This window comes from Flavobacterium cauense R2A-7, from assembly GCF_000498475.1.
GTDB lineage: Bacteria > Bacteroidota > Bacteroidia > Flavobacteriales > Flavobacteriaceae > Flavobacterium > Flavobacterium cauense.
Genome location: NZ_AVBI01000016.1, coordinates 57,967 through 78,612, shown reverse-complemented (window position 1 = coordinate 78,612; position 20,646 = coordinate 57,967). Strand labels below are relative to the sequence as shown.

Sequence of the window (20,646 nt, the reverse complement as noted above, 5' to 3'; positions counted from 1 at the left end):
GTTATACAATGCCCTGCACTGGTATAAAAAATCGGAACGGGTTACGGGTATAAATCCTTAAAAACTCTATAAATGAGTAATCAGCCCCGAAAAAATCGGGACTGAAAACTGCTTTTTTTGTTATTCTTCTAATCTGATGTCTAATCCAAGACCTTTCAATTCATGCATCAATACATTGAATGATTCAGGTAATCCTGGTTCCGGCATAGTTTCTCCCTTAACGATTGCTTCGTAAGTTTTTGCTCTACCGATAACGTCATCCGATTTCACGGTCAAGATCTCTCTTAAAGTACTTGAAGCACCATAAGCCTCAAGAGCCCAAACCTCCATCTCTCCAAAACGCTGACCTCCGAACTGTGCTTTACCTCCTAAAGGCTGCTGCGTGATCAATGAGTATGGACCGATAGAACGTGCGTGCATCTTATCATCAACCATGTGTCCTAATTTCAACATGTAAATTACACCCACGGTTGCCGGCTGATGGAAACGCTCTCCAGTTCCTCCATCATACAAATAGGTATGACCGAATCTTGGAACACCTGCTTCGTCAGTTAAGGCATTGATTTGGTCAAGAGAAGCTCCGTCAAAAATTGGCGTTGCATACTTTCTTCCTAATTTTTTACCTGCCCATCCTAAAACGGTTTCGTAAATCTGACCGATGTTCATACGAGATGGTACCCCTAGTGGATTCAATACGATATCTACCGGTGTTCCGTCTTCTAAGAATGGCATATCTTCCTGACGAACGATTTTCGCAACGATACCTTTGTTACCGTGACGACCTGCCATCTTATCTCCCACTTTCAGTTTACGTTTCTTAGCGATGTATACTTTAGCTAATTTCAAGATACCTGATGGTAATTCATCTCCAACAGTAATCGTGAATTTCTCTCTACGTAATGCACCTTGCAAATCGTTCAACTTAATTTTATAGTTGTGGATCAAGTCATTTACCATAGCATTTGACTCGTCATCTGTAGTCCACTGACCTTTAGTTAAGTGAGCAAAATCTTCTACTGCGTAAAGCATTTTTTGCGTGTATTTCTTACCTTTTGGCAATACTTCCTCACCCAAATCGTTCATTACACCCTGAGATGTTTTTCCGTTAACGATCTCGAATAATTTCTCAACCAACTTATCTTTCAACTCGTTGAATTTCACTTCAAACTGCGTTTCAAGAACTGCTAAATCGTCTTTATCTTTAGAACGTTTACGTTTATCTTTTACCGCTCTCGCGAATAATTTTTTGTCTAAAACCACACCGTGTAATGATGGAGACGCTTTTAACGAAGCATCTTTCACGTCACCCGCTTTATCTCCGAAGATCGCTCTTAACAATTTCTCTTCCGGAGTTGGATCGGATTCTCCTTTTGGTGTAATTTTTCCGATTAGAATGTCGCCAGGCTTCACCTCGGCTCCGATTCTGATCATACCGTTTTCATCCAAGTCTTTAGTTGCCTCTTCAGAAACGTTCGGAATATCATTCGTCAACTCCTCGTTACCCAATTTCGTATCACGAACTTCTAATGAATAATCGTCAACGTGGATGGATGTAAAGATATCATCACGAACAACTTTTTCAGAAATTACAATCGCATCCTCGAAGTTGTACCCTTTCCAAGGCATGAACGCTACCTGTAGGTTTCTACCTAAAGCTAACTCTCCATTTTGCGTTGCATAACCTTCACACAATACTTGTCCTTTAGTAACTCGGTCCCCTTTTCTAACGATAGGTTTCAAGTTGATAGACGTACTCTGGTTGGTTTTTCTGAATTTAATTAACTGATAAGTTTTCTCATCCGGATCGAAGCTTACCGCACGTTCTGCATCTGTTCTATCGTATTTGATAGTAATCATGTTTGCATCAACATACTCAACCACTCCTTCACCTTCTGCATTAATCAATACTCGAGAATCGGTAGCTACCTGACGCTCAAGACCGGTTCCAACAATTGGTGCTTCAGGACGTAACAATGGTACAGCCTGACGCATCATGTTTGATCCCATCAACGCACGGTTCGCATCATCATGCTCTAAGAACGGAATCAACGAAGCCGAAATCGAAGCGATCTGGTTTGGTGCTACGTCGGTATAATGAACCGCTGATGGTTCTACAACCGGGAAGTCACCCTCTTCACGAGCAATAACATTCTCAGCCGTAATTTTACCAGTTTGGTCCATTTCGATGTTTGCCTGAGCAATCATCTTACCTTCTTCTTCTTCTGCACTTAAATAAACAGGCGTTGAAACTAAATCTACAGTACCGTTAGTTACCTTACGGTACGGTGTTTCGATGAAGCCCATTCCGTTTACTTTCGCGTAAACACCCAAAGATGAAATCAAACCAATGTTTGGTCCCTCTGGTGTTTCAATCGGACATAAACGTCCGTAGTGCGTATAGTGAACGTCACGCACCTCGAATCCGGCTCTTTCACGGGAAAGACCTCCAGGTCCTAGGGCAGACAATCTTCTTTTGTGTGTAATCTCTGCCAATGGATTCGTTTGGTCCATGAACTGAGACAACTGGTTGGTTCCGAAGAAAGAGTTGATAACCGATGATAATGTTTTCGCATTGATCAAATCGATTGGCGTGAACACCTCGTTATCACGAACGTTCATTCTCTCACGGATGGTTCTTGCCATACGAGCAAGACCAACACCAAATTGTGCCGACAATTGCTCACCTACTGTTCTGACACGACGGTTGGATAAGTGGTCGATATCATCAATCTCTGCTTTAGAATTGATTAGTTCGATCAAGTATTTCACGATAGTGATAATATCCTCTTTGGTCAACACTTGTTTTTCCATTGGGATATCCAAACCTAATTTTTTGTTCATTCTGTAACGACCAACTTCACCTAAGTTATAACGTTGATCGGAGAAGAACAATTTATCGATGATACCACGAGCTGTCTCTTCATCAGGCGGTTCTGCATTACGCAACTGACGGTAGATGTGCTCAACAGCTTCTTTTTCTGAGTTTGTAGGGTCTTTTTGTAACGTGTTGTGGATGATGGCATAATCCGCTTGGTTGTTATCCTCCTTGTGTAACAAGATTGATTTTACGTTAGCGTCTACGATTTCTTCCACGTTATCTTTATCTAACAAAGTGTCACGATCTAAGATAATTTCGTTACGTTCGATAGATACAACTTCTCCTGTATCCTCATCCACGAAATCTTCGTGCCAAGTATTCAATACACGAGCAGCTAATCGACGACCAATATATTTTTTAAGACCTGATTTTGAAACTTTGATTTCTTCTGCAAGGTCAAAAATTTCAAGAATATCTTTATCACGCTCAAATCCGATAGCACGGAAAAGAGTCGTAACCGGTAATTTTTTCTTTCTATCGATATACGCATACATTACGCTGTTGATATCGGTAGCGAATTCAATCCAAGAACCTTTAAAAGGAATTACTCTGGCAGAGTATAATTTTGTTCCGTTGGCGTGGAAAGATTGTCCGAAGAAAACACCCGGTGAACGGTGCAACTGAGATACTACAACACGCTCTGCACCATTGATAACAAATGTACCGCTTGGTGTCATATACGGGATAGTACCTAAGTATACATCCTGTACAATTGTTTCGAAATCTTCATGTTCAGGGTCAGTACAGTATAATTTCAAACGTGCTTTTAACGGCACACTGTACGTTAAACCTCTGTCTATACACTCTTCAATTGTATAACGGGGTGGATCAACAAAGTAGTCAAGGAATTCCAATACGAACTGATTTCTGGTATCAGTGATTGGGAAGTTTTCCATGAAGGTATTATAAAGACCTTCGTTTCCTCTTTCGTCGGACTTGGTTTCCAATTGGAAAAAATCCTTAAAAGATTTTACCTGAATATCCAGAAAATCCGGATAGTCTGGGATGTTTTTCGTCGAGGCGAAATTTAATCTTTCAGTCTGATTTGTTAACATCAATGGACAAAATTTTGATTAAAAAAAGTAGATTTTGTGTAAACACACAGTTTTATTTTACTTTCTTCTTAATAACCGATACATCTTTGAAAATGAACAGAAAGTTATAATTTCATTTTCTTTCTTCGTATTGACTATTATTTACGCTTTCAAACTATTTTCAAAACAAATTTTAAGAATAATTATTATACGCAAAATGGTTTAGGCCTTGGAAAGTACTTCCAAAGGCCTAAACCTAAATTATTAAACTTAGTTTAGCTTATTTAAGCTCAACTACAGCTCCAGCTTCTTCTAAAGCTTTCTTAAGACCTTCTGCTTCGTCTTTAGAAACACCTTCTTTAACGTTAGTTGGTGCAGCATCTACTAAATCTTTAGCTTCTTTAAGTCCTAAACCAGTTAATTCTTTAACCGCTTTAACAACTCCTAATTTAGAAGCTCCAGCATCTTTCAATACTACAGTGAATTCAGTTTGCTCTTCAGCAGCACCAGCATCACCTCCACCAGCAGCAACTACTACTGCTGCAGCAGCTGGCTCGATACCATACTCGTCTTTTAATATTGTTGCTAATTCGTTAACTTCTTTAACTGTTAAGTTAACTAATTGTTCTGCGAATTGTTTCAAATCTGCCATTTTTTCTATCTTTTAAAATGATTTGTAAAATATAATAATTAATTAGTGCGCAATTTATTCAGCTCCCTCTTCGTCTTTGAATTGGTTCTTAAGAGCAGAAATAACTCTTTGAGCTGGGGATTGTAATAATCCGATGATTTCTCCAATAACCTCTTCTTTCGATTTAAGAGATGCTAATGTATCAAGTAAGTTATCTCCAATGTAGATTTCTTCGTTGATGTAAGCCCCTTTCAATAAAGGTTTATCAGATTTCTTACGGAATTCTTTGATAATTTTTGCAGGACCGTTTGCAGTCTCAGCAATTAATATAGAAGTATTTCCTTTTAAAACGGTAGATAACTCACCGAAGTTGCTTTCAGAAGCTTCCATAGCTTTTTCAAGCAATGTGTTCTTAACAACCTCTAATTTGATACCTGCTTTAAAACAAGCTCTTCTTAAGTTTGAAGTAGTTTCTGCATTAAGTCCAGAAATGTCTGCCAAATAAACAACATTCACCCCAGCTAACTGTGCAGTTAAATCTTCAATCGCGATTGATTTTTCTTCTCTAGTCATACTAAAAATTTTTAACTACCAATTAAACTGCTTTAGGATCTAAAGCAATTGCAGGGCTCATTGTTGATGAGATGTGGATACTCTTGATGTAAGTACCTTTTGCTGCAGTTGGTTTCAATTTGATTAATGTTTGAATAATTTCGTGAGCGTTCTCCGTGATTTTTTGAGCATCAAAAGAAATTCTTCCGATTCCAGCGTGAACGATTCCTGTTTTGTCAACTTTAAAGTCGATTTTACCAGCTTTAACTTCTTCAACAGCTTTCGCTACATCCATAGTTACAGTACCTGTTTTAGGGTTTGGCATTAAACCTCTTGGACCTAAAACACGTCCTAAAGGACCTAATTTACCCATAACAGCAGGCATAGTGATGATTACATCAATATCCGTCCAACCGTCTTTGATTTTTTGTAAATAGTCGTCTAAACCAACGTGGTCTGCACCAGCAGCTTTAGCTTCTGCTTCTTTATCCGGAGTAACTAATGCTAATACTCTAACATCTTTTCCAGTACCGTGAGGTAACGTTACTACGCCTCTTACCATTTGATTCGCTTTTCTAGGATCTACCCCTAATTTCACTGCGATATCAACAGACTCATCAAATTTTGCAGAAGCAACTTCTTTAATTAATGCAGATGCATCTTTTAAAGAGTATAATTTGTTCTTCTCAATTTTTGCTGCAGCCTCTTTTTGCTTTTTTGTCAATTTTGCCATGTCTTTTTCTTTTTACGATTAAAAAGGAGCTGTTCCTGATACTGTTATACCCATAGATCTAGCTGTTCCGGCAACCATACTCATTGCTTTTTCGATTTCGAAAGCATTTAAGTCAGCCATTTTGTCTTCAGCGATAGCTCTAATTTGATCCCAAGTAACATTAGCTACTTTTTTACGGTTTGGTTGCCCTGAACCAGACTTTAATTTAGCTGCTTCTAATAATTGAATTGCAGCAGGTGGCGTTTTAACAACGAAGTCAAAAGACTTGTCTTTATACACAGTAATCTGTACTGGTAAAACTTTGCCAGGTTTATCTTGTGTTCTCGCATTGAACTGCTTACAGAACTCCATGATGTTAACTCCAGCAGCCCCCAAAGCAGGTCCAACCGGTGGCGAAGGATTCGCGGCACCTCCCTTAACTTGTAGTTTAACTACTTTACTAATTTCTTTAGCCATTTTTAAAAAAATTTAGCACATCTATCAATTGGAAGCGATTGATGTGGGTTTATTATATGTAACGATATTATACTTTTTCAACCTGCATAAAACTCAATTCCAATGGTGTTTTTCTTCCGAAAATCTTCACCATCACCTCAAGTTTACGCTTCTCTTCATTCACTTTTTCAACCGTTCCGTTGAATCCATTGAATGGTCCGTCAATTACTTTTACGGTTTCACCAACTGAATACGGTATAGCACCTTGATCTACCTTTACAGATAACTCATCCACCTTACCTAACATTCTGTTTACTTCTGCCTGACGTAACGGAACAGCTTCTCCTCCTTTTGTTTCACCCAAAAAACCAATTACACCGGTAATCGATTTAATGATGTGAGGAATCTCTCCGGCTAAGTTAGCTTCAATCATAACGTATCCCGGAAAGTACACACGGTCTTTGCTTATTTTTTTTCCATCACGCACGGTTACCACTTTTTCAGTCGGAACCAATACCTGTGAAATAAAATCACCCATACCCAAACGGTTAATTTCCGTCTCGATATAGTTTTTGACCTTATTTTCCTGTCCGCTAACCGCTCTAACTACATACCATTTTTTGACATTATTATCAATCATATCAAAAAAATTAAGCTTTTAACCAATTAAAGAAAAATCCTAATGCTTTAGCAAATACGGAATCCACTCCCCAAGTTGCCAATGCAAATAAAATAGAAAATAAAGCTACTATTATAGTTAACTTTTGCACTTCAGCCCATTCCGGCCAAGTAACATTTGATTTTAACTCTTCAAATGCTTCCGTTATGTAATTAACAACTTTTGTCATTATATATTGCTTTTGCACGGGCGGAGGGATTCGAACCCCCATCAACGGTTTTGGAGACCGCTATTCTACCCTTGAACTACGCCCGTTTGTTAAAAAAACCAGCAGCTTACTGCTGGTTTTTAGTATAATTGACTATGAATTAGTCTAAAATTTCAGTTACCTGACCAGCACCTACTGTTCTACCACCTTCACGGATAGCGAAACGTAAACCTACTGACAAAGCGATTGGGCTTAACAAAGTTACATCAATTGTTAAGTTATCACCTGGCATAACCATCTCAACACCTGCTGGTAAAGAAATAGTACCTGTTACGTCAGTTGTACGTACGTAGAACTGTGGACGGTAATTGTTGTGGAATGGAGTGTGACGTCCACCTTCTTCTTTTTTCAAGATATATACCTCAGCTTTGAAGTGAGCGTGTGGTTTTACAGATCCTGGTTTAATGATAACCATTCCTCTTTTGATATCTTCTTTGTTGATACCACGTAACAACAAACCTACGTTATCTCCAGCTTCACCTCTATCAAGGATTTTACGGAACATCTCAACTCCAGTAATTGTAGAAGTCAATTTCTCAGCTCCCATACCGATGATTTCAACAGCATCTCCTGTATTAGCAACACCAGTTTCGATACGACCTGTAGCAACAGTTCCACGACCTGTAATTGTAAATACATCCTCAACTGGCATCAAGAAAGGCTTATCAACGTCACGAGCAGGTAACTCAATCCAGTTATCAACCGCTTCCATCAATTCCATTACTGTAGCAACCCATTTCGGCTCACCATTTAAAGCTCCTAATGCAGAACCTTGAACTACTGGTCCGTTATCACCATCATATTGGTAGAAAGACAATAAGTCTCTGATTTCCATCTCAACAAGCTCTAACAATTCAGCATCATCAACCATATCCACTTTGTTCATGAATACTACCATTCTAGGCACACCAACCTGACGACCTAAAAGGATGTGCTCACGAGTTTGCGGCATTGGACCATCCGTTGCAGCAACTACAAGGATAGCACCGTCCATCTGAGCAGCACCAGTAACCATGTTCTTAACGTAATCCGCGTGACCTGGACAGTCTACGTGAGCGTAGTGACGGTTAGCTGTAGAGTACTCTACGTGAGAAGTGTTGATAGTAATACCTCTTTCTTTTTCTTCAGGTGCGTTATCAATCTGATCGAATGATTTAGCTTCTGATAAACCAGCATCAGCTAATACTTTAGTAATAGCAGCAGTTAAAGTTGTTTTTCCGTGATCTACGTGTCCGATAGTACCAATATTTAAATGGGGCTTCGAACGATCAAAGGTTTCTTTTGCCATGATTTAATAATTTAATCTTAGTTATATAATTAGTGTTCAAATTTACATAATTGAGCCAATGACGGGAATTGAACCCGTGACCTCTTCCTTACCAAGGAAGCACTCTACCCCTGAGCTACACCGGCTTTTGTGCATTCAGGAGTCAGCTTTCAGAATTCACAAAACAAATCCTTACTTCTAAATCCCTAATCCGACAACCATCGCATTACTTTGATGATTTTTGTGGGGAGAGCAGGATTCGAACCTGCGAAGATGTAATCAGCGGATTTACAGTCCGCCCTCGTTGGCCGCTTGAGTATCTCCCCAACTTTTCTTATTATCAGTACATTGAACTTCCAGAGCCGATAGAGGGACTCGAACCCACGACCTGCTGATTACAAATCAGCTGCTCTAGCCAGCTGAGCTACACCGGCAATTACAATAAAAAAAGTCCGCTATTTCTAACGGACTGCAAATGTAGGGAATTTATTTTTGAATCAAAATAAAATCTGTTTTTTTTTCACATTTATATATGTGCTCTTATTTTTTCTTTTCTTTTCAACAAAAGTCGCTCTAACGAATCTACCGATAAATCCACAGCTTCCTCAAACGTTTTGCTCTGTTTTTTAACCACAAAATCATCTCCCGGCACCATCACTTTAACTTCAACTATTTTATTTTCCTTATCACTTGTGTTATCCAACTTTAAAAAAACATCGGACGACACCACTTTGTCATAATACTTTTCTAATTTATCTAATCGCTCCTGAACAAAATCTACTAGTTTTCTATCAACGTTAAAGTTAACAGCATGAACATTTACCTTCATAATAAAAATTTTATTGGGTTACACTTTGAATTATTTTCGGTTCCGCGGATGCGCATCTTGATACACTCGTTTCAATTCAGCCAGACTGCTGTGGGTATAGATTTGAGTAGAAGATAAACTTGCGTGACCTAACAATTCTTTTACTGAATTTAAATCGGCACCATTGTTAAGCAAGTGGGTTGCAAATGTATGCCTAAGAACGTGGGGACTCTTCTTTGTTTTTTCAGAGACAGTACTAAAGTAATCATTTATTAATCGATAAACAAACGATTCACTTACTTTATGACCGTTTTTATTTAATATTAACAAATTCTTATTTTCGATGACAGTTAATCGATTTCTTTCAATAAGATAACGATTTAATAATGCCGCCGTGCATTCCAAAAGCGGCAAAACCCTTTCTTTATTCCGCTTCCCCAAAACCTTCAAAGTCTTATTATAAACACTGTAATCCCCAACCTGAAGCGCTATCAATTCTGCACGACGCATGCCTGTGGTATAAAAAAGTTCAATAATCAACCTATTCCGCACCCCTTCAAAATCACCAGGATAATCATTTTCCTCAAACACCATCTCGAGTTCTTTTTCCGAAAACGGTATTTGTACTTTTTTAGGAGTTTTTAAAGACTTGTGCTTCTGAAGCGGATTTACCTCAATTTGCTTCGATTTCATCAAAAATCTGTAAAATGATTTTAGTGACGACATTTTTCGGTTTACCGAGTTATTAGACAACCCATTCTCCACCAAAAAAACAATCCAACTGCGTATTTGCGAATAGACAACCGTTTCCAAAATCACATCGGCATCGTGGGTTTTCAGAAAACTTTCAAATTCAGCGACATCATTTAAATAAGCAGTAAGCGTATGCGGAGAATAATTTTTCTCTTTCTGTAGATAATCGCAAAACGCTTGTTGGGAAGTAATCATAAAAAAAACCGTTAGCTACAAAGTTATAAAACTTCATAAACTAACGGTTATATAGTCATTCAAAAAATATTAGTTCTCTAACGAGTCTCTTAATCCTTGGATGTATTGTGCTTTTTGAATCTGAGCTCTTCTGGTTACAGATGGCTTAGTGAAAGCTTGACGCGCTCTTAACTGACGAACAGTTCCGGTCTTGTCGAATTTTCTTTTATAGCGCTTTAATGCTCTATCGATATTTTCTCCGTCTTTAATTGGTATAATTAACATAATCTAGACACCTCCTCTCATTTAGGCCGCAAACTTATAAAATAATTACGAATTATGAATTATAAATTTTGATTTATTTTCCTCTACTCCACCAACATTACAATTTACAACAAAAAGAGCCAAGTGACTTTTTCCGTCTCTTGGCTCTTTTTATCTTATACCATCCTACCTGTTAATGTTTCACAGCCGGTTGGTAATTTTGCTTATCGATAATCATTTTCGACAAAATTTCTTTTAAGATTTCTGAAGTACCTCCTCCGATTGGCCCTAAACGACTATCTCTTAACAAGCGCGCCAACGGATATTCCTCCATATAACCATAACCGCCTAACATCTGCAAACAACTGTAAATGGTTTCATCTGCTACTTTTGTGGATTTCAATTTTGCCATAGTAGCTTCTTTCACTACATATTCCCCTTGATTTAATCGGGCTACAGCAGCATAATTAAAAATCTTGCAGTGCTCAACATCTGTTGCATGTTCCACCATCGTATGTCGTAACGCCTGAAACTTATTAATCGTGGTTCCGAATGCTTCACGTTCGGCCATATATCCAATAGTATAGTCAATGGCATATTCTGCCCTTGCGTGAGCATTAATCGCCATAATCAATCGCTCTAAAGCAAAATGCTGCATGATGTACGGAAATCCTTTTCCTTCTTCACCCATTAAATTGGCTACAGGAATTACCACATTATCAAAAGCAATTTCCGCTGTATCGGAAGCTCTCCAACCTAACTTATCTAATTTGGTAGCCGCAATTCCTTTTGTATCGGCATCTACCAAAAACATACTGATTACTTTATTTCCAAGCTCCGGACTTGTTTTCGCAGCTACCACATAATAATCGGCATAAACCCCATTGGTTATGAACGTTTTGGAGCCATTAATCACATATGTATCACCTTGTTTCACCGCAGTAGTTCGCATACCGGCAACATCACTTCCTCCAAAAGGTTCCGTAATGCACAACGCCCCTATTTTATCACCGGAAATACTTGGCGCCAAATACTCTTGTTTGATACGCTCATCGCCTTCAGCATTTAAATGCGTCATTGCCAAATAAGCATGCGCCCACATAGCCGCCGCAAAACCGGACGATTTAACCTTTTGCAGTTCTTCTAAAAAAACAACTGTATAAAACAAATCCAAATTCATTCCACCGTAAGCTTCAGGATAACGCAATCCAAAAAATCCCATCTCCCCGAATTTTTTCCATATGAACCGCTCAATAGTCCCCGTTTTTTCCCATTTTTCTATATGAGGAACGACTTCTTTTTGCAAAAAATCACGAAAACTTTCCCTAAATAATTGATGCTCTTCTGTAAAGTATGTTGAATTCATTTTAAAATTGTATTGTGGTTTGTTTGTTTAAAAGTCCAAATATAAGGCAATTATATCAACTTTTTCAACTGGAAAATCCTTAATTTTTATTAAATCTTCTTTACTTTTTATTGCACCATTCATACTTCGGTAGGTTACAATCTCTTTCGCAAGATAATACCTAAAAAAAGGCAACTTGGTCATTTCTTTAACCGAAGCATTGTTAATGTCCAATTTTGCTATTGTCGGCTTGACCAAAACTTTAAAATGCTTGTTCAGGCTTTCGATAACTTCCGGCGACAATCCCCAAACATCCTTCATTTGCTCCATCGACACAAAAGCGCCCAATTTCTCCCGCTCTTTCAAAATCCGTTCGGAAAGCCCTGGACCAATTCCGTATACTTTCATCAGCTCTTCCTGTGTAGCCACATTAATATCCGTCACCGTTATTTTTACTTTCTTATCAACCGTTTGCTTTGCATAACCGGCATAAAAATCATGTTTCTGTTTGTTTTTCACCCAATCCGGAAACTTAAAATATGGTGAAATCTCAGCCAACAATTCATCTGAAACTTTGGTTACCTTTTTAAACTCTTCAGCCGAATTCACAAATTTATTCCCTTTTCGAAATTCATGAAGGCGATCGATTTCAGTAACCGACATTCCCAAAGTATAGCCTTTGTAATCGGAAATAAAATTAGGATTGAACGGATAAATTTTATGTGACTCGATATTTTTCGCTTCTTTCAGACTGTCAATTTCGGATTGTACAGAAAGCCATTCCTTTGAAATATCATTTTCCGATTGCACATCCGAAGTCAACCGCGAGAAATAAAAATAATAGCTCAACTGAATAAAAATCATCAGCAAAATAAGCACAACAATACCGCTCCGCTGTTCGCGGGTGTATTTAAAATAATACGTTGTTTTCATGATATAAGGGCTATTTACAAATCAAAAACAGAACTGCGTTTCGTATAGACCATATCTTTTAAGCGAAGTAAAAATGCTAATGTAAGATAGACCCCGAACCAAAGTCCGACAGTAAAAAAGGAGATGTAAATAAAAAACAGACGAACACTGGTGGTTCGCATGCCCAAACGATCGGCGAAACGTGAAGAAACCTCGAAGCCGTGTTTTTCAAAAAAGTGACGTATAGTAGTTATCAGTCCCATAGTACAAATGTAATTTATTTCTTTAACAATTCTATTCCAATTCCGCATTGCAGGCATTTTTTATGATTGCAATATTCATTTTTAAGTTGCAAAAGCGTTTGGGAGTCGAAAGCATTATCAACTGAAACACCGAAATCCGTAAACTTGTCGACAATGGCATTTTTCTCGGGAGCAATGGCTTGCAGAAAATGAATCAGTTCTTCCGATATTTCTTTCCCCTGATGTTTGGCATACGCAAACTGCATTGGAATAACCGTATTTATAAGGAGTAAATCGATAAAAGATGCCGTCAGGGATTTGCGTTTTTTGGGACTTTCCTTATCGAATTGATAATGCGTTTGCCAATAAACGGAGACCTTCAAATCGAAAATCGCATACAATTCCGAAACCGATTTTGCCGTACAGATTTTAGAAAATAAATTATCCTGCAAATGGTAGAGTTGCGCCAATTGTGCCAACCGAATCGTTGGGAAATTATCGGGACGGAGTTTAAAAAAATGAAGCGGTTCAACAAAAACACTTTTCAACTGGTATTTTTCAAACAAATACTGCCATCGGAATTGCAAATCCCTGTAATAAAGATCTTCTTTTGCTTCCGTCAACAATCCGGCGCGGCCAAAAAACAGTGCCTCTAAATTTTCAATTTGAAACTTTTCCTTCCGAAGGACCGAAAACGGTATGGAATTGGCAATATCGAAAAACGATTCCCCATTAGCATTGAGTCCGAAGTTTTTCGCTAAAAAACTAAAAAGAGAAGCTTCCCAATCGTTTCCATTTTGCAATAACATTTTGAAAATTGGTTCCGACTTCCGCTCCAAACGTTCAAAAAACAATCGTTCCTGCCAATTTTTAAAAACAAAAGCATCAACAGCGCTCAAATCCCTTTCGCAATAAATCCATGTTTTGGTAACGGTAAGCGACAAATAATTCTCCAACACTTCTTTGGCAACATAATTTTTGAGTTCCAAAACCGGAATTTCTGTATTGTCATTGCGAAAAACCGCCGCATCATATTCCCAGACCACGTGTAGAATTACGCTATCATAAGCAGAATCATTTTGGTGTTGGTGTACATACCAATCCGAAGACTTGACGTGTATTTCGACATTTCCGGCCCACTTCTGATTGCCGATTCGAAGTTGAGCGTTGAAAAAATCAGGACCGGCCTGTTGTAAATAATATCCGGAATGCAGGATTTGAAGAGCTTCTCCCTGCTGCGTAGTTAGTGCGGTAACCGCAAATTTCTTGCGGTCCCAAATGTGGTGTAAAAAATCTTCCTGCATGGCGTATAAAATAGAGCACTAATGTATGAAAAAAATTATCTTTGTTGCACAACACAATTTAAAAAAATGAAAAAAAATCTTACAATTATATTTTTACTGCAGTTCGGACTAAGTTTTGCACAAATTAACAGTCATCCTTCGAAAGGCTATAAAATTAGTTACTTAAAAAGTTCTAACGGAAAACAGCTTGATAACCAGAATCCGATTTTGGTTTTTACCAACGAGACAGAAACATTAGTCACTTCTGAGGCGATTAACGCAAACAAAACATCATTTCCTTACGAGCAAACCTTAATCAATCATTTGAAAAATGCTTATTTACAGCTGGGACAAATGGATAAAACGAAATCGGTTACCACCTTAGACAGTGTTTCTTTGGCAAAACAAAACTTTGAAATTACCAACGATACAAAAAAAGTATTAGGCTACCAATGCCGCAAAGCAAAAACGATTATCAATTCAAATACTATCGAACTTTGGTACACTAACGAATTGAAAGTGAAAGGAGCCCCGACTGTTTTAGGACAGAATCTGGGATTGGTTTTGGAAATGGTTCGAAACGGAAATTTTGTAATAACCGCATCCAAAATTGAAAAGCAAAAATCCTTCAGCCCAGCACAAATGGTGGAGAACGCTATCCATGGAAAACAGGTAGATCAGCTGACCTATCGTGATTTATTATGGAAAAGCCGTTTTACAACCCTTGCCGTGTTTGAAAATGAAACCATCAACTTTTCCGATGCCTCTAAATCCAACGACAGTATTTTACGCTTTGCAAATGGCACAATAATCCTGAAAAAAATAAAGTTTCCGGAAATCAAAAACGGCAGTCAGATTTTTGTAGATGTTTTGGAACAGTCCAATGGAGATGCCTATGATCGTACTGGTTCTGTTTTTGTGATTCCAACCGACCAGAAAATTTCTTTCCTGGACGGATTGAAAAATGGTGCCAAAACCCTTCCGATTTATGAAAACGGGAACGGTAAAAAATACCAGGGAGTGGTACGCACCGAAAACTATGCTCCTTTATTGGAACTGATGCGTTTTTTCACTCCGTTCGGCATTAAGCAATACAATCATATTCAGCTAAAAGATAAAACGTGGCACGAAGTGGTGCCTTATCGTCAGGACATTTCTGAACTGCAATCCCAACTCAGCGGCAAAGAACTTTGGGTAGGCACTTTTATTGGAAACTACGACAAAGGCGGTCATAAAATCTCAATGAATATAACCATTCACAATGAAGAAAACCAAAGTCTGAAAAACACGTTTGCCTTACCGCTTTTCAACACGACCAATGTGATGGAAATGGCAGAACAGGAATACAGCACCATGTTTAATCATGAAAAAGGACTGGAAGTTACTTTTGTTCTGGATAAAGATGTGAAAAATGCCCGACTCCGTTATATTACAACCGGTCATGGCGGCTGGGAAAATGGCGACGAATACCTGCAAAAGAAAAACACCCTTCTTTTAGACCATAAAGAAGTATATGCTTTTATACCGTGGCGACAGGATTGTGGTTCCTACCGTTTATTTAATCCTGCCTCGGGAAATTTCCCTAACGGATTGTCGTCTTCCGATTACAGTCGGTCGAATTGGTGTCCGGGAATGGTAACCACGCCAACCCTAATCGATTTAGGCGATTTGAAAGCCGGGAAACACACCCTGCAGATTAAAATACCGCAAGGCGCAACCGAAGGAACAAGTTTCAGTGCCTGGAATGTTTCCGGAGTTTTGATCGGAAATTAAAATAAAAAAGCCGCTTTCTAAAAGCGGCTTTTTTATAATTTGACTTATAACTATTTTATCGAATTGATAATATCATGTTTGGTGATGATATGGTGTTTTCCGTTTCCTAAATCCACCAGCACGGCCTGATTGTCTTTGTTGATTAATTTGGAAACCTCTTCTACGGAAGTTCCTAATTTTACGATTGGAAATGCTGCGCCCATCACTTCACGAATTGGTTTTTCAGCCACATTTTTATCAGAAATGAAGCTTTGAAACAAATCCGATTCGTCTACCGATCCTACAAACCCATTGATGTCAATCACCGGGATTTGAGAAATCTTGAATTTACGCATACGATCAATTGCGTGGGAAACCAACTCTTCGGTACGGACAACCACCAATGGTTTGTCGATATGTTCTTTGATTAAATCTTCCGCTTTGGTGATTTCGTCTTCCAGATAACCGCGGTCACGCATCCAATCGTCATTGAAGATTTTCCCCACATAACGCGAACCCGAATCGTGGAATAAAACTACTACCACATCGTCCGGACCGAACTCGTCTTTTAACTGCAACAATCCTTTGATGGCAGAACCGGAAGACATCCCTACGAACAAACCTTCTTCCAAGGCTAATTTACGGGTATACACCGCTGCATCTTTATCGGTCACTTTGGTAAAACCGTCAATAAGATCGAAATTAACATTCTTAGGAAGAATATCTTCTCCGATACCTTCTGTTACATACGAATACACTTCGTTCTCATCAAAAATTCCGGTTTCCTTATATTTTTTGAAAACCGAACCGTAGGTGTCTACACCCCAAATTTTGATGTTCGGGTTTTTCTCTTTTAAAAATTTAGCGACACCCGAAATCGTTCCTCCGGTTCCAACACCAACCACAAAATGCGTTACTTTCCCATCAGTTTGTTCCCAAATTTCCGGTCCTGTTTGCTCGTAGTTTGCTTTGGTATTGGATAAGTTATCGTATTGGTTTACATACCATGAATTTGGCGTTTCTTCTGCCAAACGTTTGGAAACCGAATAATACGAACGCGGATCGGTTGGTTCTACATCGGTTGGGCAAATTACTACTTTGGCACCTACGGCACGCAGGATGTCCATTTTTTCTTTGGACTGCTTATCCGTAATCACACAAATTAATTTGTATCCTTTGATGATCGCTGCTAAGGCCAATCCCATGCCGGTATTTCCAGAAGTTCCTTCGATGATGGTTCCGCCTGGTTTTAAACGTCCGTCAGCTTCAGCATCTTCCACCATTTTTAATGCCATACGGTCTTTGCACGAATGACCTGGATTGAAGTATTCCACTTTTGCCAAAACCAACGCCGGTATTTCCGCGGTGATTTTGTTTAATTTCACCATTGGCGTATTCCCAATAGTTCCTAATATGTTTTCTACGTATTTCATTTCGATATTTTATCGTTGTTATTTCACAGCTTTTGAGCGTGTAAAGATATTGATTATTACCCTGTTTCCAAAAAGTAAAATGGTTTCCTGAATAGCCCCGATGGGAGCGGCATCCTTTTTCGGTGGCTGAAGTGTCATGCTGTGCTCGTCGAAGCTCTCACGAAGCCCCCGAAAAAGATAGAGCGGACAGCGGGAAAACGGATTCCAAAAAAGCCCGAACCCTTCGCTTCAAAAACTAACTGAAGAAATTCCAGATTACCCCGAAACGCACCATAAAATCACGGTACGGATAATTGGGTGCCGTATAATAATCGTATCCGGTAAAGCTGGAGTTGAAATGCTCTGCTTTCAAGAAGACGCGGAACGTTCTGATTTTGGCGTTGATAAAGAAGTCTAACATTGGAAAATCGCCGATTTCTTTTTGGTTTTGGATATAGAATTCGCCCAGTAGTGGGTTATAATCGTTGGCGTAGTATTTTGAAAAATAATTGAGGGTTACACCGGTTTGCAAAAACAATGCTTTTTTGAAAAAATGATTGTTATAATACAAAGTGTTACGAGTGGTGAATTTCGGAACATTCAGAATCGCATCAGATTGCTGTACCTGTTGAAACAAAACAGTATTGTCTAAACCGAAATTCCAAAATTTGAATTCTTTACCGGCTTTAACCGACAAATAGTTGATGGTTTTATCGTATTGAAACGGTTTAACGATTAATTTATCGGCGATTCCGAATTCGTTATAGGTTGGATTCACATTGGCAAAAAACAAGTGATCATTTAAAACGGTATACTGAACCGAGGCCGTTAACCATTGTGTTTGGGCTTCGAATTCGATGTTATTGATTTTTTCGTTTTTGAAATTGTTGAACCAATTGTATTCTTTGTAATCACTTTGGTATAAAACGTAATTGAGATTAGGCAATTTGTTCATGTTTTGATATTTGAACAAAAAGCAGTTTTTCTCATTCAGAGTATAACGGATTTGCGCTTCAAGGTTGGCCAACGATTGCTTCGTAATCGAGTTGGAAACCAAAAAAGTACCTTTCCAATTGTTTTTCTGATACACGTAATTGGCCCCCCAGGTATTTATTTTATCATTATTACTATTGGGAACGAAACTTCCAAAAGCCTGTGTAACGGTTCTGTAGTAGAAATAATTATACTGATAATCTTCGACAAAGAAATTAAAGTCGCCGATAGTTTTGTGCGAGTAAGCAACACCCAATTTATTGTACATACGGTTGTAACGGGTTTTGTTGCTGACATAAGAAGTATAACTATCGCCAAAACGCTGGTGTGAAGTCATAGAGTAATCAAAAAACTTATACTCATAGTTGAACTGATGGTTAACTACAAGACTACTTGGTTTTTTACTCAACTTAAACGAATGGTCTATAAAAAAGCGGTTCCCTTTTAAAAGCGATTTGGCATCACCAAAATAAACATCCAAACGCGGTCGTTCGGAATACAGATTATCGCCATCTTCAAACTGGGAAAGTGTTACAATTCCGCCGTTTTCCTGATTCAGGATGTCCTGACCGGTAAAATGAGCTTTGAGATAATACCGTTTATCAGAGGTATTGTAACTGGCACCGATTTTAAAATTCCCGGTACTGGACAATTGGTTTTTATATTTCCCCAACGAGCGAAGGCCTTTATAACCCGCAAAAAAATTCAGGTTTTTTGATGTATTGGCAGTGGCAAAAGCATCCAGATTTTGTCCTTGTTCCATAACGGATTTGAAATACAAATCGGAATAAGGGGTAGGCACATTGTAATACTGGATGTCGCGTACTTCAAGATAATTAAAATGTTTGGCTAGGAATCCGAATTCTGGAAAAGGATTGAAATGGGTTAAGCCAAAATCGAGCGTATTATAGGTTTGTCCTTCGTTTAAAAATTGCAACAACCCAAAAGTATCTTTACGAAGGTAATTAAACTTATACTCACGTTGTACGGTTAGGGAAGTATCCACAATAATAGTATCCCGTTCAATGGTAATTATTTTGTATAAATCAACGGGAGGTTTTGTCTCCGCAACGGTTTTTGACGAATTGTTTTTCAATACCAACTCATCGTCTTGTGCAAACACCGAAAAAGAAAACAACAACAATAAACAAAAAAGACCTTGTCTCATAAATTTTTATTAGAAGACAAAGGTAATCAGATTTGGATAAATTATTCAAATAAAAAAAGCCCCACAAAGTGGGGCTTTTATAAGAACTCAAAAAGAAATTATTTTCTTCTGATGTTTTTGATTGCTCTAATTCTTTCTCTTAATTGAGCTGCTTTACCAGAAGCTAACACATCACCTGTATTGAAATCAGATAAAGTGTAAGTAGTTCCTGATTTAGTAAGAATTGCAGCAAGAGTTTCACCTCCGTTCAACCCACTTGGAGCTGATACTGCATTATCACTGAAATATGTTAATGGCATTGAATGATACCAAACACCATATTTAGCAACTTTTAAGTTAATATCGAATTTGAATCTAACCGCTGGATCAGTTCCTGAATCGTATAAATCAGGGATGATGTAGTAATCTCCATCAACTAAATCAGCATCTAAAAGAACCGCTTTTTCAGGAGCATTTCCTGTTGCAGCAGCGAAACCTGTTACTTCATTGAAAGCCGCATCGAATACGTAGAAATCAAAATCGTAATCAGTGAAAGGATGTTCATCACCGGCAGCATCAAGATAAGTACCGTCAACTAAAGTACCGAAACGATCCGGTCTTGTTTTAGACCAATTCAATTCGATAGCGATGTCATTGCTAACATAATCCGCTACGTTAATGTTGATAATTTTATCAAGAGCACCGTTTGAGTTACCCATTGAATAAACTCTCAACTTCAAAGTTTCAGCTCCTTCTACGAACATATCAAGTTCCGGAGTGATTGTAAAGGAATAGTCAGTAGCATAAGCCGGGAAAGAAAATCTGTGCCCGATAATACCCATACCGTCATCCTCAACAGTCTCATCACCACTAGTAGTATAATCTCTGAAAGAACCAGTACCACCAATCAATTCAACTTTAAACTCCATCGTGTTATTGATAGGCTGTACAGTAGAAAGATTAATAGTAATTTCATCACCTTCAGTAACTGAAAATTCCGTTTGGTCAACTTCAATTACAGGTTTAGAAACTCTTTCGTTCTCAGTAGGATTATCCTGGTCACAAGACACTAAAACAGAAGAAGCTAATAGTACAGAAAGTAAAAACTTATTTCTATATATTTTTTTCATAAATATTTCTTATT

19 protein-coding genes and 4 tRNA genes are annotated in these 20,646 nt (G+C 38.3%); 1 reads left to right on the top strand and 22 read right to left on the bottom strand.

Annotated features, from left to right (window positions below):
- Positions 1-120: 120 nt before the first annotated feature.
- From rpoB to FCR2A7T_RS08275, 19 genes are all read right to left on the bottom strand, one after another.
- On the bottom strand, positions 121-3,933 hold the full coding sequence (rpoB, locus tag FCR2A7T_RS08365) for a DNA-directed RNA polymerase subunit beta (RefSeq protein WP_023570841.1): 3,813 nt from the start codon (positions 3,931-3,933) through the stop codon (positions 121-123).
- Between the two features lie 259 nt (positions 3,934-4,192).
- Entirely contained in the window at positions 4,193-4,564 is a 372-nt protein-coding gene (gene rplL / locus FCR2A7T_RS08360) for a 50S ribosomal protein L7/L12 (protein ID WP_023570840.1), read from the bottom strand.
- 54 nt (positions 4,565-4,618) lie between these two features.
- Positions 4,619-5,116, bottom strand: a complete 498-nt coding sequence (gene rplJ / locus FCR2A7T_RS08355) for a 50S ribosomal protein L10 (RefSeq protein WP_023570839.1) — start codon at positions 5,114-5,116, stop codon at positions 4,619-4,621.
- A gap of 22 nt (positions 5,117-5,138) precedes the next feature.
- Positions 5,139-5,828, bottom strand: coding sequence for a 50S ribosomal protein L1 (gene rplA / locus FCR2A7T_RS08350; protein ID WP_023570838.1), 690 nt, complete (start codon positions 5,826-5,828; stop codon positions 5,139-5,141).
- An 18-nt stretch (positions 5,829-5,846) separates the two neighbouring features.
- Positions 5,847-6,284, bottom strand: coding sequence for a 50S ribosomal protein L11 (rplK, locus tag FCR2A7T_RS08345; protein WP_023570837.1), 438 nt, complete (start codon positions 6,282-6,284; stop codon positions 5,847-5,849).
- A 67-nt stretch (positions 6,285-6,351) separates the two neighbouring features.
- On the bottom strand, positions 6,352-6,903 hold the full coding sequence (nusG, locus tag FCR2A7T_RS08340) for a transcription termination/antitermination protein NusG (RefSeq protein ID WP_023570836.1): 552 nt from the start codon (positions 6,901-6,903) through the stop codon (positions 6,352-6,354).
- A gap of 10 nt (positions 6,904-6,913) precedes the next feature.
- Positions 6,914-7,111 (bottom strand): preprotein translocase subunit SecE, encoded by a 198-nt coding sequence (secE, locus tag FCR2A7T_RS08335; RefSeq protein ID WP_023570835.1) that lies wholly within the window; start codon positions 7,109-7,111, stop codon positions 6,914-6,916.
- Between the two features lie 15 nt (positions 7,112-7,126).
- Positions 7,127-7,197: transfer RNA gene (locus FCR2A7T_RS08330), tRNA-Trp, on the bottom strand.
- Positions 7,198-7,250: 53 nt separating this feature from the next.
- Positions 7,251-8,438 (bottom strand): elongation factor Tu, encoded by a 1,188-nt coding sequence (gene tuf / locus FCR2A7T_RS08325; RefSeq protein ID WP_023570834.1) that lies wholly within the window; start codon positions 8,436-8,438, stop codon positions 7,251-7,253.
- 53 nt (positions 8,439-8,491) lie between these two features.
- Positions 8,492-8,563, bottom strand: a tRNA-Thr gene (locus tag FCR2A7T_RS08320).
- A 98-nt stretch (positions 8,564-8,661) separates the two neighbouring features.
- Positions 8,662-8,743: transfer RNA gene (locus tag FCR2A7T_RS08315), tRNA-Tyr, on the bottom strand.
- Between the two features lie 34 nt (positions 8,744-8,777).
- A tRNA-Thr gene (locus FCR2A7T_RS08310) sits at positions 8,778-8,851 on the bottom strand.
- Between the two features lie 92 nt (positions 8,852-8,943).
- Positions 8,944-9,246 carry a ribosome hibernation-promoting factor, HPF/YfiA family gene (gene hpf / locus FCR2A7T_RS08305; protein WP_023570833.1) on the bottom strand — a complete coding sequence of 101 codons (303 nt, stop codon included), beginning with the start codon at positions 9,244-9,246 and terminating at the stop codon, positions 8,944-8,946.
- Positions 9,247-9,276: 30 nt separating this feature from the next.
- The gene (locus tag FCR2A7T_RS08300; RefSeq protein ID WP_023570832.1) at positions 9,277-10,173 is read right to left on the bottom strand and encodes a tyrosine-type recombinase/integrase; all 897 of its coding nucleotides are present in this window, start codon (positions 10,171-10,173) and stop codon (positions 9,277-9,279) included.
- Between the two features lie 69 nt (positions 10,174-10,242).
- Positions 10,243-10,437: a 30S ribosomal protein S21 gene (gene rpsU, locus FCR2A7T_RS08295; protein WP_023570831.1), complete on the bottom strand. Its 195-nt coding sequence runs from the start codon at positions 10,435-10,437 to the stop codon at positions 10,243-10,245.
- Between the two features lie 172 nt (positions 10,438-10,609).
- Complete coding sequence (locus tag FCR2A7T_RS08290) at positions 10,610-11,782, bottom strand: acyl-CoA dehydrogenase family protein (protein WP_023570830.1); 1,173 nt, start codon at positions 11,780-11,782, stop codon at positions 10,610-10,612.
- 27 nt (positions 11,783-11,809) lie between these two features.
- Entirely contained in the window at positions 11,810-12,694 is an 885-nt protein-coding gene (locus FCR2A7T_RS08285) for a ComEA family DNA-binding protein (protein ID WP_023570829.1), read from the bottom strand.
- 14 nt (positions 12,695-12,708) lie between these two features.
- A complete protein-coding gene (locus tag FCR2A7T_RS08280) occupies positions 12,709-12,936 on the bottom strand; it encodes a hypothetical protein (RefSeq protein ID WP_023570828.1) in 228 nt (75 codons plus the stop codon).
- A gap of 14 nt (positions 12,937-12,950) precedes the next feature.
- Complete coding sequence (locus tag FCR2A7T_RS08275) at positions 12,951-14,219, bottom strand: DUF2851 family protein (RefSeq protein WP_023570827.1); 1,269 nt, start codon at positions 14,217-14,219, stop codon at positions 12,951-12,953.
- A 66-nt stretch (positions 14,220-14,285) separates the two neighbouring features.
- Here FCR2A7T_RS08275 and FCR2A7T_RS08270 point away from each other — a divergent pair, with 66 nt between their 5' ends.
- Positions 14,286-15,971, top strand: a complete 1,686-nt coding sequence (locus FCR2A7T_RS08270; RefSeq protein WP_051369538.1) for a GLPGLI family protein — start codon at positions 14,286-14,288, stop codon at positions 15,969-15,971.
- Between the two features lie 50 nt (positions 15,972-16,021).
- Here the strand turns inward: FCR2A7T_RS08270 and FCR2A7T_RS08265 are convergent, their stop codons facing one another.
- From FCR2A7T_RS08265 to FCR2A7T_RS08255, 3 genes are all read right to left on the bottom strand, one after another.
- Positions 16,022-17,383, bottom strand: a complete 1,362-nt coding sequence (locus FCR2A7T_RS08265) for a pyridoxal-phosphate dependent enzyme (protein WP_023570825.1) — start codon at positions 17,381-17,383, stop codon at positions 16,022-16,024.
- 235 nt (positions 17,384-17,618) lie between these two features.
- Positions 17,619-19,523 carry a putative porin gene (locus tag FCR2A7T_RS08260; protein ID WP_023570823.1) on the bottom strand — a complete coding sequence of 635 codons (1,905 nt, stop codon included), beginning with the start codon at positions 19,521-19,523 and terminating at the stop codon, positions 17,619-17,621.
- Positions 19,524-19,621: 98 nt separating this feature from the next.
- Positions 19,622-20,632, bottom strand: coding sequence for a hypothetical protein (locus FCR2A7T_RS08255; RefSeq protein ID WP_023570822.1), 1,011 nt, complete (start codon positions 20,630-20,632; stop codon positions 19,622-19,624).
- Between the last annotated feature and the right edge of the window lie 14 nt (positions 20,633-20,646).